The 16,841-nt window shown below is 70.7% G+C and carries 9 protein-coding genes; 2 read left to right on the plus strand and 7 right to left on the minus strand.

Annotated features, from left to right (window positions below; genetic code table 11):
• Window positions 1–15: 15 nt before the first annotated feature.
• From ElP_RS26495 to ElP_RS38710, 4 genes are all read right to left on the minus strand, one after another.
• Window positions 16–1,929 carry a CocE/NonD family hydrolase gene (locus tag ElP_RS26495; protein ID WP_145275373.1) on the minus strand — a complete coding sequence of 638 codons (1,914 nt, stop codon included), beginning with the start codon at window positions 1,927–1,929 and terminating at the stop codon, window positions 16–18.
• A gap of 55 nt (window positions 1,930–1,984) precedes the next feature.
• On the minus strand, window positions 1,985–3,454 hold the full coding sequence (locus ElP_RS26500) for a hypothetical protein (protein WP_197446386.1): 1,470 nt from the start codon (window positions 3,452–3,454) through the stop codon (window positions 1,985–1,987).
• 100 nt (window positions 3,455–3,554) lie between these two features.
• Window positions 3,555–4,739, minus strand: coding sequence for a GTPase (locus ElP_RS26505; RefSeq protein WP_197446387.1), 1,185 nt, complete (start codon window positions 4,737–4,739; stop codon window positions 3,555–3,557).
• A gap of 17 nt (window positions 4,740–4,756) precedes the next feature.
• Window positions 4,757–6,160: a hypothetical protein gene (locus ElP_RS38710; RefSeq protein WP_197446388.1), complete on the minus strand. Its 1,404-nt coding sequence runs from the start codon at window positions 6,158–6,160 to the stop codon at window positions 4,757–4,759.
• A 293-nt stretch (window positions 6,161–6,453) separates the two neighbouring features.
• On the opposite strand from ElP_RS38710, the gene ElP_RS26510 reads away from it, so the two are divergent.
• Window positions 6,454–8,910, plus strand: coding sequence for a PSD1 and planctomycete cytochrome C domain-containing protein (locus ElP_RS26510; protein WP_145275379.1), 2,457 nt, complete (start codon window positions 6,454–6,456; stop codon window positions 8,908–8,910).
• 20 nt (window positions 8,911–8,930) lie between these two features.
• Window positions 8,931–10,382 carry a DUF1501 domain-containing protein gene (locus tag ElP_RS26515; protein WP_145275382.1) on the plus strand — a complete coding sequence of 484 codons (1,452 nt, stop codon included), beginning with the start codon at window positions 8,931–8,933 and terminating at the stop codon, window positions 10,380–10,382.
• A gap of 696 nt (window positions 10,383–11,078) precedes the next feature.
• Here ElP_RS26515 and ElP_RS26525 read toward each other — a convergent pair.
• Genes ElP_RS26525 through ElP_RS26535 form a run of 3 tightly spaced genes read right to left on the minus strand, consistent with a single transcriptional unit; the run spans window position 11,079 to window position 16,594 of the window.
• Window positions 11,079–12,722: a PPC domain-containing protein gene (locus ElP_RS26525; protein WP_145275387.1), complete on the minus strand. Its 1,644-nt coding sequence runs from the start codon at window positions 12,720–12,722 to the stop codon at window positions 11,079–11,081.
• Between the two features lie 31 nt (window positions 12,723–12,753).
• On the minus strand, window positions 12,754–14,082 hold the full coding sequence (locus tag ElP_RS26530; protein WP_145275390.1) for a DUF1501 domain-containing protein: 1,329 nt from the start codon (window positions 14,080–14,082) through the stop codon (window positions 12,754–12,756).
• A 58-nt stretch (window positions 14,083–14,140) separates the two neighbouring features.
• The gene (locus tag ElP_RS26535; protein ID WP_145275393.1) at window positions 14,141–16,594 is read right to left on the minus strand and encodes a DUF1549 and DUF1553 domain-containing protein; all 2,454 of its coding nucleotides are present in this window, start codon (window positions 16,592–16,594) and stop codon (window positions 14,141–14,143) included.
• Window positions 16,595–16,841 lie beyond the last annotated feature (247 nt).

Below are 16,841 nucleotides of genomic sequence, written 5' to 3' on the forward strand. Positions count from 1 at the left end.
CCACACGCCCGAGGGTTAGTCCCCCGCGGGCAAGATCCGGACGTCCAGGCGGCTGGGGAATTCGGCCGAATGGTAGACGCGGTGCTCCCTGGCGACGAAGTCGTCGTCATCCGCCTCGAAGATGTTCGGGACGAACGTCTGGGGATTGCGGTCGAAGAGCGGGAACCAGCTGCTCTGGACGTGCACCAGGATTCGATGCCCCTTCCTGAAGGTGTGGTAGACGTCCTGGAGAGGCACATCGACCTCGGTGACCTCCCCGGGGACGAACGGGACCGGCTCCTCGAAGCCGTCCCGGAATCGACCCCGGAGGATCTCCCCCCGGACGAGCTGCTCGTAGTCGCCGAACTCGACCCCCTCAGGGGAGCCGTCGGGCGGGGGGGTGTCGCTCGGGTAGACGTCGATCAGCTTGACGACCCAATCGGCGTCGGTCCCGGTCGTGGCCACGAACAGGTGGGCGTCGATCGGGCCGGCGAGGGTCACGTCCTCCTCCAGGACTTCCGATCGGAACGAGAGCACATCCGGCCTCCGGCTGGCGAAACGCTGATCGTCGGTCATGTAGGCCCGGGGGGTCATGACCATCCGGATCTCCCCGGAGTCGGGGACCGGCGTGGCCGGGTCGCTGACGAACCCGGAGAACGGCTGCTCGTCATCCGGTCCGGGTGCCTCACGGTCGAGGGACCGGCCGTCCCCCAGGTAGATCGAGGTGGCCTCGGCCCCTCGCGGGGGCCATCGGTCGAATTCTCCCCACCGCTTCAGGCCCGTGTCGAAGGTGTACGCCTCGGGGAGGTCGGGGCCGGGGTCGTCGGGGTCGTGGCCCTCCTTGAGGAAGTGCCGGAAGAAGCGGGCCTCCACCCCCTCCTGGTAGGAGGCGGAGATCCCCTCCCCGAAGGGGATGTTGCCGACCACCTGAGGGGCGTCTCCCGCCCGGGCCCAGTCGCCGTGGCTCCAGGGGCCCATGACCAGCATGTTGAAGACGCCCGGGTTCTCGCGCTCGAGGGTCTGGTAGATGTTCAACGGACCGTAGAGGTCCTCCGCGTCGAACCAGCCGCCGACGACCATCACGGCCGCCTTCACGTCGTCGAGGTGCGGGAGGATGCCGCGTCTCCTCCAGAACTCGTCGTAATTCGGGTGCTCGGCGATCTGCCTCCAGAAGACGTTGTCCTCCCCGTAGTACCGATCGGCGTTCTTGAGGGGCCCGAGGTCGAGGTAGAACTTGTAGCCGTCCCGGGTCCCGGGGTCGACGATCTCATACCAGGCCGACTCCTCCGGCCCGTCCTTCTGGTAGCCGAAGACGGGGGTGATCAGGAAGTAACTGAGCGTATACGCGCCGTTGTGGTGGAAGTCGTCGAAATAGAAATCCGCGATCGGCGCCTGGGGCGAGGCCGCCACCAGCGCCGGATGCGATTCGGGCAGGGAGGCCGCCGCATAGAAGCCGGGATAGGAGATCCCCCAGATGCCGACCCGGCCGTTGTGCCCCTCGACGTTCCCCAGCAGCCATTCGATCGTGTCGTACGCATCCGAGCTCTCGTCGATCGGCAGATCGCCCGGCTCGTGGGGACGCATGTTCTCGTACGTCCCCTCGGATCGGTACCGCCCCCGGACGTCCTGGTAGACGACGATGTATCCCTCCTCCATCATCTCCCGAGACGGGCCGATCCGGGCCGGCAACTCGTCCTCCCCGTACGGCCGGCAGCCGTAGGGCGTCCGATTGATGAGGATCGGGTACGCAGAGTCCGGGCCCGCGTCCCTGGGCCGGTAGACGGCGGTGAAGAGCCTCACCCCGTCCCGCATCGGGACCATGTGCTCCGACTTCTCGAAGCGATCCCGGGGTTCGAGCCCGGCCCCGTCGTCCCGGCCGATCGCGGACCACGGGAGCAGGAGCGGGACGAGCAGCGAGAAGGCCGAGAGGCCGGGACGGATCGTCGTCATCGGAGATTCCTTCCGGTGGAGAGGTCGTCCGGGCGTCGCGCCGGGGGGGCCGGGTTCATTCGGCCGTCGAATCGAGCCGGCCGAACAGGTCGAGGATCACATCCCGGATCTTCTCCGACGCCTGGAATTCCACCCTGTTGGTGCCGAGCCAGGTTTCGTAACCGCCCAGATCGTGGTGCCGGGGGGTGGGCAGGTAGCCGTAGGAGCCGTTGGCCAACTCGATCGTGAACGTCCGTTCGAATGGGCTGCGATCCTTGATTTCCAGGCCGGTCTCGACGAACACCTCGAACGGGATCGCCGCGATCCCCACCTCGCCGATCCGGATCGCCTGGAGCAGGATCGTGACCTCCCCCGGCCCGTCCTCGGCCCGCAGGATGCGTTCGGCGTAGGTCCGCTCTCGCGGATGGTACGCCTCGGCATCCTCCGGCCGGTCGAGGACCTCCCGCGCGTAGGCGAGCTGCGCGGCGGTCGGCACGCGGGCGGCGAGCGTCAGCTCCTCCGCCTCGGCCCCGAGCGGGACGCGGTCCCGGAATTCGATCGACTGATGGGCCCGATGGACCGCCTGGGCCACCTCCTCGGCCACCTCGCGGATCTTCTCATAGGGCTCCTTCGGTTCCCCGGGAGAGCGGAAATCGATGTTGTTGATGTCGCCGCTCGTCCCGTTGCTCAGCATGCCGACGAACGGCGGGTCCTGGTCCTCGGCCCCGAGCAGCTCGCCGATCTCCTCGGCGAAGGCTCCGAAATAATCGGCCGAGACGTGGCCGCTCGGCACCCCGCCGACGTAATGCAGGGAGTAATTTGCCAGCAGGGCGATCGCCCGCCCGTCTGCGGCCCGGACCGAGACGAACGAGACCTCCGGGTCGGTCGGGCCGGCGGGCTCGACGAGATCGGGGTCGCCCCGCCTCGGATTCATCACCACCCGGTCGGTCCCCCCGAAGGGATTCGCCAGCGTCCTCCCCGGCTTCAGGAACCATCGCCGATTGAACACCTGCCCCGGCACGTCGACCGCCCCCCAGCCGATCGTCGCCGGCTCCAGGTTGTTCCCGGCGCGGGCGATCCCGTCGGCGATCCGACGCGCGAGGAACCCGGGGTAGCCTTCCAGCTCGCCCGCCGATTCCAGGCGGTCGGCGCCGCGGGCGGGGGTGGCCGAATGCGTGTGGGTCGACGCGATCAGGATGTGGTCGCCGGGGATCCCCGTCGCCTCCTCGGCCAGGGACCGGGCCGCGTCGAGGACGTCCCGGGAAATGCCCACGTTGTCGCAGAGCACGATCGCCAGCTTCGCCTCGCCGTCGTCGAGCACCAGGCAACGGGCGTGCAACTCGTCGTGGACGTGGGTCGCCGGGGGCGAGTCCCAGTTGCCGACGATCGGCTCGCCCAGCGGGGGCGTGATGTTGCTCGTCGCCGCGCCCGCCCTGAGCACCGGAGGATCCTGCACCCCCTCGACCGAATCCGGGAGGCCGAACGACGCCAGCCCCCCCAGGCAAAGGATCATCGCCGCCCGACCGATCGACGCTCGTGTCACCATCGCTCGTTCTCCGGAATCGGTCCCGGGGTTCGATCATCCCGCGCGGGACCGATGATCGGCCCGCCCGGACCGGGACGCAAGCCCTCACCGGAACCGTACCTCAGCCACCTCTCCCTCGAAGCCGAAGGAGGGCACGCATCGCCGCCTCGGGACGTCCCCCGCGGAGCAGCCCGAGCGCCCGTCCGAGCGACCTCGCGTGTCCGACCCGGAAGGGAACGGCGGCTCCCTCCGGGGGCGGGTCGGGCACCAGGCGTCGGGCGATCCGGCCGAGCAAGTCGTCCAGCCCTTCGCCCCGTTCGGCCGAGACGATCTGCGAGGCCCCCCACTCGGCCTCCGGTCCCCATGACGCCGTCAGGTCGGCCTTGTTGCAGGCCAGGATCGCCGAGGGGTGTTCGGCGATCAGCGCCCGATCGACCTCGGTCAGCGGCTCGGACAGGTCGAGCACGAGGAGCACGAGGTCGGCCTCGACGTGGCGGGCCCGGGCGAGGGACACGCCACCCCGCTCGATCGGGTCGTCGGTGGACCTGAGGCCGGCCGTGTCGGCCAGCTCGACGGGCCACCCGTCGATCGCGGTCCGGGCCGTCACCACGTCCCGGGTCGTGCCGGGGGTCGGCGAGACGATGGCCCGTCCATATCCGGAGAGGGCGTTGAGGAGCCGACTCTTGCCCACGTTCGGCCGACCGGCCAGGGCGACCCGCCAGCCGGTCACCAGTCGGGTGCCGAGTCCCACCCTCCGGATCAGCACGTCGAGGTCGTCTGCAGTCCGCGACGGTTCGGAGATGACGCGAGACGCCAGGCGGTCAAGTTCGTCATCGAAGGCCCCGAGGGCCTGGTCCAGCAGGATCATGGCGGACCGGCCCGTCTCGGCGAAGCCGAGTTCATATTCCGCCTGGGCCCGGATGGTGGTCGGTGCCCTCCGGGTGAGCCACGATTCGGACGCCCGTCGGGCGGCCCCGGCGACCACCACCGCCTCGACGGCCAGCGAAACCGCAGCCGGGCCGCCGTGGCACTGGATCTCGGCCTCGGGGTGGCCATCATGGCCATCGACGACGACGGCCACCACCTCGTCTCCCGTCCCCTCGCCCACCCGGCCGACCCTCGGCCTCCCCGTCGGCGATGCCGCCAATGACGGCCCCCGATTCGGGCGGAAGGCCGCATCGGCAACCGCCACCGCCCCGTCTCCCCAGATCCGGATGACGGCGATCGCGCCCCGGGACTCGGCGGTCAGCAGGCTGAAGAAGGGGCCGCGGCCCGATGGGACGCGACCCGTGCTCATGCGTTCCATGATCGCGTCTCGACCGTTCAGCCCCGGGCCTCGAGGCCGACCGCGAGCACGCCGGACAGCACCTCCTCGGCCCCGGGGGCGACCCAGCACCAGTCCCCGAGGTTGGTGTCCCGCTCGGCGACGGCCCGCGCGGTCGGCACGTAGCCGGTCGCGCACTCGCCGTAGCCGAGGGCCATCACGAACCGGTCCGGCCGGAGCCGCTGGGCGAGTAACTGGAACTCCACGTACGATTCGCCCGGGAACAGGACGACCAGCGCCGGCCCGAGGTCGACAACCGGCACGTCGATCGGCCTCCCCTGATCGCATCGCCCCCGCCAGCTCAGGCCCATCGCCGCGAGGCAACGATCGAAGCCCCGGGGGCCGTTTCGGAGGCGATCATCCAGGTCGGCCATCGTGAACCCGGCCCCGTCCCTCGGCTCGAGGACCAGCGGGACCGACCGGAACCCGATGTCGCCGATCGGCTCGCGACGGGTCGAATCCCAGGAAGTGACCATCGCCCGGTAGATCCGGTCGGCCAGCACCAAGCGATTCTCGGGCGACCCGTCGTTGTACTTCCCCGCGGTGACATTCCCGCTGCACCCGGAGAGGTACATCTGGAAGACCTCCGGATCGTCCTCCTGCCGCCGGGACCGGGCCAGGCCGACGAAGTCGCCGGAGACGCCGCCTGATCCGTAGTAGCTCATCGGGTGGACCGCATACGAGTGAAGGGCCGCCAGCGGTCGGTCCCCGTCCCAGAAGCTGATCGTCCGGAGCATCGGGTCGATCGTCCCCTCGGGCTGTTCCCTCGCATATTCGTCCCGGGTCGCGCTGGTCCGGCCGAAGCTCGGCGTCCCGTCCGGCAGGAGGTAGCGTCGGTTCGAGGCGACCCCATCCACCCGGGCCGAGCCCATCCCGACGTGCGACACCGGGCGGGCCGAGCCGAGCCCCTCCCTGAGCGCCCCGGCGACCCGGACCACCGCGTGTTCGTGGAACTCCGGGTCGCAGACGCTCGCGTCCGCGCCGCTCGCCTCCAGGAGGCGTTCGGCTTCCAGGTCGGCCACCGGCGCGTCATGCTGATGAACGCTGCTGACGAGCACCCGGGCCGGTTCGGTCCCGGCCGCCTCGGCCAGCGCCGACCGCCAGCGATCGAAGGCGTCGTTGCGGATCTCGCACCAGTCGACCGACACGATCACGATCGGCCGGTCGGCCCCGATCAGGACCACGCCCCGGGCGAGGAGCGGGTCGACGATCTCCCGAGCCGGCTCGATCCCGCCCCCCATGCACGGGTGCCCGATCGGGATCGTCACGTCGGCCGAGAAGGTCGCGAGCGAGTATGGGACCGTCGAGGTCCCGCCGACCGTCGACCGGGCGAGCGTCCCCGCCAGGGCGGCGAGGCCGCCGAATGCCGACCTCCTGGTGATCCGTGGGATCGGGAGCGTCATGATCCTGAGTCCTCCCCAGAGGGAAATCCAGGCCGCGGTAGGCCGCGCCAAGCGTCGATGCGATCAGCCCCATCTTAGGCTCCCCCCCCCTTCCGCTCCACGGAGGACCATCCGATCCGGGTCCCGGATCCGGTCGGATCTGATTGCGGCCGGGGCTCCTCAGCTGATAGGCTTGTTGGAGGAATGTCCCACCAAGAGCCCGTGAGGGCCCGAGCAGGTCGCCCGGGGGATCCGGCCTCGATGGGACCCCGGTCACGGGCGATCGGTCCCGCTGAGACCGGAGTACCGAGACGATGACGCGACCGACCCGGGCGTCGGCCCTCCTGCCCGCGTTCCTGAGCTGCTCGGCCCTGCTGGTCGCGCTCGGTCCCGAGTCCCGGGCCGAGGACGAGGCCCCGGTGAGCTTCTCCCGACAGATCCGCCCGCTGCTCTCCGACGCCTGCTTCGAGTGCCACGGCCCGGATGCCGCCCGTCGCGAGGCGGGCCTCCGCCTCGACACCTCCGACGGGGTTACCGCCGACCTCGGCGGCTACTCGGCCGTCGTCCCCGGCTCCCCCGACGAGAGCGAGCTGTATCTCCGGATCACCGAGGAGGTGGCCGACCTCCGGATGCCGCCGCCGGGCCACAATACCTCGCTGGACGCCGACCAGATCGAGTTGCTCCGGCGCTGGATCGAGGAGGGTGCCCCCTGGGAGGACCACTGGGCCTTCGCCCCCCCCGAGCGTCCCGAACTCCCCCCGAACAAGGACGGGTCCTGGCCCCGCAACCCGATCGACCGATTCGTCCTCTCCCCGCTGGAGCGGGACGGTATCGCCCCCTCCCCGGAGGCCGACCGCGCCACCTTAATCCGCCGCGCCAGCCTCGACGTGATCGGCCTCCCTCCCACACCCGACGAGGTCGCCGCGTTCCTCGAGGACGACCGCCCCGACGCCTATGACCGCCTGATCGAGCGCCTCCTCTCCAGCCCGCACTACGGCGAGCGTTGGGGCCGCCTCTGGCTCGACATGGCCCGCTATGCCGACTCCAACGGCTACAGCATCGACGCCCCCCGGGAGATCTGGCTTTACCGCGACTGGGTCATCGACTCCCTCAACCGCGACTTCCCCTTCGACGAGTTCACCGTCGACCAGATCGCCGGCGACCTCCGCCCCGAGCCCGACACCCCCCAGGTCGTCGCCACCGGCTTTCACCGCAACACGCCGATCAACCAGGAGGGGGGCATCGACCGGGAGCAATTCCGGATCGAGTCGGTGATCGACCGGGTCAACACGACCGGCACCGTCTGGCTCGGCCTCACCGTCGGCTGCGCCCAGTGTCACGACCACAAATATGACCCGATCTCCCAGCTCGACTACTATCGGATGTTCGCCTTCCTTAACACGGTGGACGAGCCGACCATCCCCGTCGCCTCCCCGGAGGCCATCGCCCTCCGGGAGGCCATCGAGGCCGAGGTGGCCGCCTATCTGTCGGGCATCGAGCGCGATCCCGAGTTGCTGGCGCTCCAGAAGGCCTGGGAGGAGGGACTCGACGCCCCCTCCCGACAGCGGCAATCCCAGGAGGTCCGGGAGGCGTTCGACGCCACCCCGTTCGCCAAGCGGACGCCCGAGGCCAACCGCGTCGTCTTCGCCGCGTTCATCGACCAGTCCGACGCACCGGGGGTGAAATCCCATCGCGAGGCGATCGAGGCGCTTCGGACGGACCTCCCGGAGATCCCGACCACGATGGTCGTCCGGGAGCAGGCGAGTCCCCGAGCGACCCACGTCCTGATGGGCGGCGACTTCACCCGACCGGGCGAGGTCGTCGGGCCCGGGGTCCCCGCCGTCCTGCCCCCTCTGGAAACCGAGGAGGCCGGGCGGCCGGATCGACTCGACCTGGCCCGCTGGATCGTCGCCCCCGACAATCCCCTGACCGCCCGGGTGACGGTCAACCGCCTCTGGCAGGCCTACTTCGGCCGCGGGATCGTCGAGACCGGCGAGGACTTCGGCACCCAGGGAACGCCCCCGAGCCACCCGGAGTTGCTCGACTGGCTGGCCACCGAGTTCGTCGAACGGGGTTGGAGCCTCAAGGCGATGCATCGGCTGATCCTCACGTCGGCCACGTATCGACAGTCCTCCGACCTGAGGCCGGACCTGGCCGAGGTCGACCCCACGAACCGGCGGCTGGCCCGGCAGTCCCGCATCCGGATCGACGCCGAGCTGATCCGAGACTCCGCCCTCGTCGCCAGCGGCCTGCTCAACCCCGAGGTCGGCGGCCCGAGCGTCTTCCCCCCCCAGCCCGACGGCGTGATGAGCCTCGGCCAGGTCGACCGCGAATGGGTCGCCGCCGAGGGGCCCGACCGCACCCGACGGGGCCTGTACACGTTCTTCTGGAGGGCGACGCCCCACCCCCTGCTCGTCGGCTTCGACGCCCCCGACGGCACCTTCGCCTGCACCCGTCGGGCCCGGTCGAACACGCCGCTGCAGGCGCTGATGCTCCTGAACGACCGGGCGTTCTTCGAGTTCGCCCGGGCCCTGGCCGATCGCGTGATCGCCGAGGGGCCGGACGACGACGCCGGCCGCCTCGACCTGGCCGTCCGCCTCTGCCTGGCCCGATCGCCCGACGAGGCGGAGGCCGATCGGCTCTCCGCCCTGCTGGACGACCTCCGCGCCCGGGGGTCGGCCGATGCCGACCCGGCCGCCGCCGAGCGGGATGCGTGGACGACCGTGGCCCGGGTCCTGCTCAACCTGGACGAATTCATCACCCGGGAATGACCACCCGACGGGGAGAACCGATGAACCCGATCCCCCCCCTGCTCCGTTCGACCCGTCGGCACTTCTTCGAGCGGTGCGGCGTCGGCCTCGGCTCGATGGCGCTGGGCTCGATGCTCGGCGGGAGTCCCGCACGAGGGGCCGGCCGGGACCGCTCGAATGACCCGCTCTCGCCCCGTCCCGGCCATTTCGCCCCGAGGGCGAAGCGGGTCATCTTCCTGTTCATGGCCGGCGGGCCGAGCCAGTTGGAGCTGTTCGACTACCGGCCGGAACTCCAGCGGCTGACCGACCAGCCAATCCCCCAGTCGTACCTCGAAGGCAAGCGGTTCGCCTTCATGGACACTTTCGCCAAGGAGCCGCCGAAGCTGCTCGGCACCCGCCGGAAGTTCGACCGGCACGGCGAGAGCGGCGCCTGGGTCTCCGAGTGCCTGCCGCACACGGCCAGGGTGGTCGACGACCTGACGTTCATCAAGTCGATGTGGACCGAGCCGGTCAACCACGCGCCGGCCAAGCTTTACTTCAACGCGGGCACCACCCAGTTCGGCCGGCCCAGCATGGGGTCCTGGGTGTCCTACGGCATCGGCAGCGAGGCCGACGACCTACCCGGCTTCGTCGTCCTCCAATCCGGCCCCCGGGGCCCCCGGGGCGGCTCGGTCCTCTGGGGCAGCGGCTTCCTGCCGAGCGCCTACCAGGGCGTCCCCTTCCGCAACGGCCCCGAGCCGATCCTCGACGTCTCCCGCCCCGACGACGTCTCCGAGGCCCACCAGCGTGCCGCCCTCGACGCGATCGGCGACCTCAACCGTCACCGGCTCGAGACCACCGGAGACCCGGAGATCGCCACCCGGATCGCCTCCTACGAGATGGCCTTCCGGATGCAGACCAGCGCCCCGGAGCTGATCGACCTGGCCGGCGAGTCGAAGGCCACCCTCAACCTCTACGGCGTCGAGCCCGGCACCCCCTCCTTCGCCGCCAACTGCTTGCTCGCCCGACGCCTGGTCGAACGGGGCACCCGGTTCGTCCAGCTCTACCACACGAACTGGGACCACCACGGCGGCCCGACTGAAAACCTCGCCGACTCGCTCGACACCGTCTGCCGGGACGTCGACCGGGCCGGTGCCGCGCTCGTCACCGACCTCAAGGCCCGAGGCTTGCTCGAGGACACCCTGGTCATCTGGGGGGGGGAATTCGGCCGCACGCCGATGGGCGAGGTCCGCGAGAACATCGGCCGCAACCACCACCCCGACGCCTTCACCATGTGGCTCGCCGGGGGCGGGGTCAAGCCGGGCCTCACCCTGGGCCAGACCGACGAGTTCGGCTTCTCGGGGGTCGAGGACCGCGTCCACGTGCACGACCTCCAGGCCACCATCCTCCACCTGCTCGGCCTCGACCACGAGCGCCTGACTTATCGCTTCCAGGGCCGAGACTTCCGCCTCACCGACGTCGGCGGCCGGGTCGTGGAGAAACTCCTCGCCTGAGTCGGTGGGAACGCCCCCTTCTCCGACAGGCCATCGATCCGGCCGAGCTTGGACGCCCCGACTCGCGTCGGTCGGCCGTCCCCGTCGCGCGAAACCGACGGTCGCCGCCGCCATCGGCCGGCGCCCGTCGAGTCGGCTCGAGACCATACGGTGCGCCCCGGTGCGCGCCCACCATTACGTCGATTTCCTTTCCAAGGCAAGGAGTTACGCGATTCCAATTGGGTTCGCTCCGCAGATCGACTCCACCTCGATGAACGCAGGTTCGCGGGTCTCGACCGGGGTCTTCGGCTGCCAGACTGGCGGGCGAGTTCGTTTTTCGTCGTGGTCATACTTGCCATTTCGGCAGATGGCTTTGTTCGGCATCGTCGACTCGAACGCCACGATGGCAGTTGGGTTCGTTTTTTCCAGGTTCTTTGCCGTGAACCGTCGGACGGCGATCCGGGGACGATCAGGCGGGGTCATCCCGGCTGGCTTGGGCTCGGCGGCTCGTCTCGAGGCTCGAACCGTGCGACGTCCCATCCCATTACTATCGAGGGAAGGCCGGTCGACAGTCACACGAAATGGAGGGGGTGGTCGGGGAGCCGTACGCGATCGGCCCGGATCGCGACCGGGACCCGCATTCGCGTCCGTGCCCCTCGGGCCATCCCAGATCGGGTACTTCGATCGTCAGTCGGGTCCGGGGCGAGCCGGGCGCGATCACTCGGCCGGCAGGACGGTGAGCCAGAGTTCGGAGGTCGGAGGGCCGCCCACCCGATCGGCCTGCACCGGCCGGGCCGCCTCGTCCCCCTCGGCCCGGCCGAGCAGGCGGATCGGGCCGGACCAGGGGGCGGCCTCGGGGCCCGAGAGCCGGAGCTTCACCTTCTTGGAGGAGTCGCCCTTGGGCTCCGAGACGACGGGTTCCAGGGTCACCCCCGGGGGGAGTCCCTCGGCTTCGAAGGTGATCGGCCGGTCGAAGTCCCCCCGGCGATCGACCGAGACCTCGACCTCCAGGGGAGTGCCGGGCCGGAGTTCGACGTGGTCGGCGCCCTTGGAGAGGGAGACGTCGGGGGCAGGCTCCTCGGCCACGACCCGGTAGAGGAATCGAGGGCCTCCCCGGCCGTGGAGGTCCCGGATCTGGAGGCGGAGGAGACCGTCGGCCGGGGCCTTGACGGTGACCTCGGGGTCGCGGTCGGACCTGCCGGCGTCGTCGGACCGTTCCAACTCCTCGCCGGAGGAGTCGAGGACGCGGAGCACCGGGTCGAGCGGCGAGCCGAAGGACCGGGCCGGGACCCGGATCCGGATCGGCATGTCGGCCGGGGCGAGGATCGGGAGGTCGTCGACCTCGCCCGGCTCGCCGATCGCACCGCAGAGGATCGAGGGGGCCGGGATGGGTTCGGCGTCGAGCCCGGGCTCGGTGGCCACCGGTAGGGGGACGACCGCCACGTCGGCGGAGCCGGGCAGCATGGCATGGTGGGCGAGGGCCGTCTGCCCGTCGCCGGGGGGCGAGACCGTCCCCAGAAGGAGCGGGCCCGGATCGTCCGGCAGGTTCCAACCGATGGGGGAGAGGGCGGGGGCCTCGTCGCCGGGGGGGACGGCCGAGGGCTGGGCGAACTCGACGAGACCGCCGGTGGTGAGGATGAGTCGATACACGTGGTCGTCGCCGCCGTCGAACCGGATCGAGCTGTTGGGGTCGGCGGGGAAGGCGAAGACGCGGACGAGGTAGGTCCCCGACGAGGGGGCGGTGAACGCGATCGTGGGGTCGAGGCCGGGGGAGTCGTCGGCGTGGTCGAGCACGAATCCGTCGGGGGTGGCGACCTGGAGCACGCCGTCCATCGGCGAGCCGAGCGCCCGGTTGGCCTGGAGGGAGGCGACGAGCGTCTGCCCGGGATCGAGCGGGACGGCGAACGCGTCCACGTCATTGGATCGCTGCAACCGGCCGTTGACCACGACGGGCTCCGCCTCGATGGCCTGGGCCTGGTCGTTCGCGTCGTTCGGCTCGACCTCGACGACCTCGGGCAGGGTGCCGACGGCGAACGGGCGGAGGGATGCGGCCCCCTCGTCGTTGTGGAGGCGGATCCAGCGGGGGCCGGGGGTGGCGTCGGGGGAGACGGTGACCTCGAACGTCCCGGCCTCCTCCCCCGGGACGAAGTCGACGCCGGGTCGATCGACCGAGACCAGGACGGGCCAGGGCTCGAAGGAGCCCTCGGCCTTGACCGTGACCGTCTCGCCCCGAGCGGCCCCCCCGGGGAAAAAGGAGGAGACCTTGGGCGCGTCGGCCGACGCCCGGGAGGCCGGGTCGAGGGCGACGGCGACGACGAAGGCCAGCATCGGGAGCCGGGAGGCGGGGGTGCGGTGCGTCATGGGTATGGTCGGGCCCGGGGTCCGGATCGGCTCAGCCCATCAGCTCGGCGATCGGGTTGGGGTCGCTCACCAGGTGGGCCGGGCGACCCTGGGGGGTGTAGTACATGTGATCCGGGTCGATGCCGAGCTTGAGGTAGACGGTGGAGGCGAAGTTCTCGGGGGAGAGGATGCGTTCGTTGGCGGCGTAGCCCCTCGGGTCGGTCGCGCCGATGACCTGGCCGCCGGGGGTGCCGCAGCCGGCGAACATGACGGACATGGCGTTGGACCAGTGGTCACGCCCGCCCCGGTTGTTGACCTTGGGGGTCCGGCCGAACTCGCCGAGGGCGACGACGAGGGTGGAGTCGAGCAGGCCCCGGCGTTCGAGGTCGAGGATCAGGGCGGCGAGGGCCCGGTCGAAGGGGGGGAGCTTCTTGTCGAGCGCGTCGAACAGCTCGACGTGGTGGTCCCAGCCGCCTTCATACAGGGTGATGAAGGGGACGCCGGCCTCGACGAGGCGGCGGGCGAGCAGGCAGCGCTGGCCGAAGGAGGAGCGGCCGTAGAGGTCCCGGGTGGAGTCGGGCTCGGAGTGGATGTCGAAGGCGCGCTGGGCGTCCTGCGAGCCCATCAGGGTGTAGCCCTGCTCGTAGTACTCGTCGAGGGAGCGGACGGGGTCTCCGGCGGCCTCGTGGTCGATCCGTTCGAGGCGGTCGAGCGCCGCCCGGAGGCCCCGGCGGTGGTCGAAGCGGCCGAGGTCGAGGTCGCGGGGGGGTGAGACGTCCCGGACCCGGAACGAGTCCCGGTTGGGGTCGTCGGGGACCTCGAAGGGGGCGTACTTGGCGCCCAGGAAGTTCGGCCCGCCGGACCGGGACATCCGGGGGATGGAGAAATACGGCGGCAGGCCGCCGGTCGGGCCGCGCTCATACGCGGTGACCGAGCCGAGGCTGGGGTGGAAGCTGACGAAGGCGCCGCAGCCGACGGGGATCCGGGTGGGGGCGCCGGTCATCATGTAGTGGTTGCCGGCGCCGTGATTCCCCTGGTTGTGCTGGATGGAGCGGACGATGGCGAGCCGGTCGGCGATCTTCGCCAGCTCGGTCATGTGCCGGGAGAATTGGACGCCGGGGATGGCGGTGCTGATGGGCTCGTATGTGCCCCGGATCTCGGCGGGGGCGTCGGGCTTGGGGTCGAAGGTCTCGTAGTGGGAGGGGCCGCCATCCATCCAGACGAGGATGCAGCTGGTGGGGCGGGTCGTCGAGGTGACGGCGGAGGCGGCCTGGCCCCGGACCCGGAGGGCATCCACGAGGCCGCCGCCGATGAGCGTGGACAGGCCGAGCTTCAGGCAGTCGCGGCGGGAGATCCCTTCGCAGTTCCTCGATCGGCTCATGCGATCCTCCGGGAGGGCTGGGGGGCGGCGGGATTCGAGCCGGGGCGGGCCGGTCCGATCAGTTGATGAACAGGAATTCGGCGGAGTTGATGAGGGCCCATAGCAGGTCCTCGGCGGCCTGGCGGCGGCCGGTCTCGGGCTCGTCGAAGAGGGCCAGGGCGACGGCCCGCTCGTCGTCGGTCGGGGGTCGGCAGTAGGTGCGGAGGTAGATGTCCTCGACGATGGCGTCGGGCTCCAGGTCGCTGTCGGCGAGCCGCGCGGCGAGGCCGTCGTCGTCGGTGATCTTGTCGTGCAGGCTCGGGGCGTTCATCAGGTGGAGGACCTGCGTGACGGAGGTGTCGGGCATCCGTTCGCAGGGGGGGTCCTGGTTGGCGTCCGGCCGGCCGAAGGTGTCGAGGAAGGTGGAGGGGACGCGGTGGGTCCAGATCTGGGTGGCCCGGGTGCCGGGGGCGGCGGCGTCATAATCCTCGGGGACGCCGGTCACGTCGCAGATGGCGTCGATGAGGACCTCGGCGGGCAGCCGCTTGCGGACGTGCCGGGCGTAGTTGCGGACGTCGCTGACGTTCCGCTCGTCCGGTAGGGAGTCGAGCCCGTAGGCCCGGGAGGTCATGATCGTGCGGATCAGGTGCTTCTGGTCGTAGCCGCTCCGGACGAAGTCGTCGGCCAGGGCGTCGAGCAGCTCGGGATTGGTGGGCGGGTTGGTGGCGCGGAGGTCGTCGACGGGGGTGACGAGGCCGACGCCCATGAGGTCGGCCCAGACCCGATTGACGATGACCCGGGAGAAGTAGGGGTTGTCCGGGTCGGTCATCCACGAGGCGAGGGCCGTCCGGGGGTCGTCGTCGGCTTCCGGGGCCTCGCCGAAGAGGGGGGCGGGGTCCATCTTCTCCCCGGTCAGGGGGTGGGAGACGGAGCCCTTGCCGGAGGCGAAGACGACCTCCTCGCTGCCGCTGATCGGGGGCGAGAGGCCGGTCCCCTTGCGGCCGACCTCGGCGAAGTAGGCGGCGAAGCCGTAGAAATCGCCCTGGCCCCAGACCTCGAAGGGGTGGTGGTGGCACTTGGCGCATTCGAGCCGGATGCCGAGGAAGAGCTGGCTGACCATGGTAGTCAGCTCCTCGGGCTCCCGACGGTCCCGGAAGATGGTGGCGGGGCCCTCGGCGAAGGTGCTGCCCTGGGCGGCGACGATGGTGCGGACGAACTCGTCGTAGGGCATCTCCTCCCGGAAGGCGCGGCGGATCCAGGCGTCGAGGTTCCACACGGACTTGATGCCGACGCGGTAGGGATTGGGCCGGAGGAGGTCCATCCACTTGGTCGCCCAGGAGTCGGCATACTCGGGGCGGTCGAGCAGGCGGTCGACCAGCACGGCCCGCTTCTCGGGGGAGGGGTCGTCGAGGAAGGCCCGGGTCTCCTCCGGGGTCGGGAGCCGGCCGATGGCGTCGAGATGGGCGCGGCGGAGGAAGGTGGCGTCGTCGGTGGTGGGGGACGGGGTCAAACCGAGGGTCCGGAGCTTGTCCCAGACGAGGCCGTCGATGAAGTTGGACTTCGGCAAATCCTCGTAAAGCGAGTCGGGGACCTCCCCCTCCAGCGGGATCCGGACGGCGCAGGTGGCGAAGTGGCCCTCGAACCGGGCGCTGATGGCGGCCTCCCCGGGTCGCTCGCCCGCCCGGATGAGCCCTCGCTCGTCGACGGAGACGACGGCGGACTCGTTGGACTGGAAGGCGGCCAGGTGGGTGACGTCGGCGGTCGAGCCGTCGGAGTATCGGGCGGTGACGATCACCTGTTGCTCGTCCGAGGCGGCGAGGCTCCGCTCGGTCGGCCAGATGTCGAGGCCGGCGACGGTGGGGGCGCCCTCGGGGTCGCGTCGCATCCCCTCGTCGATCCAGCGCCGGATCGTCCCGTATTCCTCGCCCTCGGGGTCGATCCGCTTGCCGCCGCCGTGGGGGACGGCCGCGGTGGCCTTCAGCAGGGTGAGGCTCTGGTCGGGGGAGGCGGGGAAGACGCGACGGCCCCGGGCTTCCTTGGTGAGGGCGTTGTGGTCGAAGGAGGGGTCGAAGCCGAGCAGCGAGAGCTGGAAGCCGTTCTGCCCGCGCTGCTTCCCGTGGCAGGGGCCGGAGTTGCAGCCCAGCCGGGTGAGCAGGGGCATCACGTCTCGCTCGAAGGTCGGCGGCATCTGCTCGCCCATCCCGGAGACGTGGACCCGGACCCATGCCTCCCGGCCGTCGAGGGTGGCGACGACCTCCGCCTCGCCGTCGGCGAGGGGCCGGACGATGCCGCCCTCGTCGACCTGGACCATCTCGGGGCAGGTCGATCTGAAGGTGACGAGGCGGGTCAAGTCGACCATCCGGCCGTCGTCCTCCCCGACGACCACGAGCCGTTGCCGGTCGGAGGTGCCGTCGAGGCGGACCAGCTCCGGGGTGACCCGGAGGGTCGCATCGGTCACATCGCCGGCGCGGGAGGATGTGCCCGCGGTCATGGTCATCAGCAGGATCGCGGCGATGACGGATCGTCGTCCCATCACGAGATCGCACCTCGGGATTCGTCGGGTCTTCGGCTCCGGGGGCAATCGCCCACGGTGCGATCTTACACGTTGTGGAGGGAAATTCAACAACAGTACAACGGGCCTGTCCTTTTCGGGGGACCGGCCGCGGGCCGACGGCGATGTGGGACCGGGCCGATGGTCCGGGTCGGGGGGCCGGGGTCGGATCAAGGGGTGCTTTCTCCCGCCCCGGGTTCGTGGTAGGTTCGACCGATCGGACGCTCGT

Origin of the sequence: Tautonia plasticadhaerens (genome assembly GCF_007752535.1) — a bacterium.
GTDB lineage: Bacteria > Planctomycetota > Planctomycetia > Isosphaerales > Isosphaeraceae > Tautonia > Tautonia plasticadhaerens.

What these genes read in the sequence shown, in the direction of transcription:
- ElP_RS38710 (WP_197446388.1), bottom strand. Translation starts at nt 6,160, where the DNA reads ATGACGCTCCCGATCCCACGGATCACCAGGAGGTCGGCATTCGGCGGC.
- ElP_RS26525 (WP_145275387.1), bottom strand. Translation starts at nt 12,722, where the DNA reads ATGACGCACCGCACCCCCGCCTCCCGGCTCCCGATGCTGGCCTTCGTC.
- ElP_RS26535 (WP_145275393.1), bottom strand. Translation starts at nt 16,594, where the DNA reads ATGGGACGACGATCCGTCATCGCCGCGATCCTGCTGATGACCATGACC.
- ElP_RS26515 (WP_145275382.1), top strand. Translation starts at nt 8,931, where the DNA reads ATGAACCCGATCCCCCCCCTGCTCCGTTCGACCCGTCGGCACTTCTTC.
- ElP_RS26505 (WP_197446387.1), bottom strand. Translation starts at nt 4,739, where the DNA reads ATGGAACGCATGAGCACGGGTCGCGTCCCATCGGGCCGCGGCCCCTTC.
- ElP_RS26495 (WP_145275373.1), bottom strand. Translation starts at nt 1,929, where the DNA reads ATGACGACGATCCGTCCCGGCCTCTCGGCCTTCTCGCTGCTCGTCCCG.
- ElP_RS26510 (WP_145275379.1), top strand. Translation starts at nt 6,454, where the DNA reads ATGACGCGACCGACCCGGGCGTCGGCCCTCCTGCCCGCGTTCCTGAGC.
- ElP_RS26500 (WP_197446386.1), bottom strand. Translation starts at nt 3,454, where the DNA reads ATGGTGACACGAGCGTCGATCGGTCGGGCGGCGATGATCCTTTGCCTG.
- ElP_RS26530 (WP_145275390.1), bottom strand. Translation starts at nt 14,082, where the DNA reads ATGAGCCGATCGAGGAACTGCGAAGGGATCTCCCGCCGCGACTGCCTG.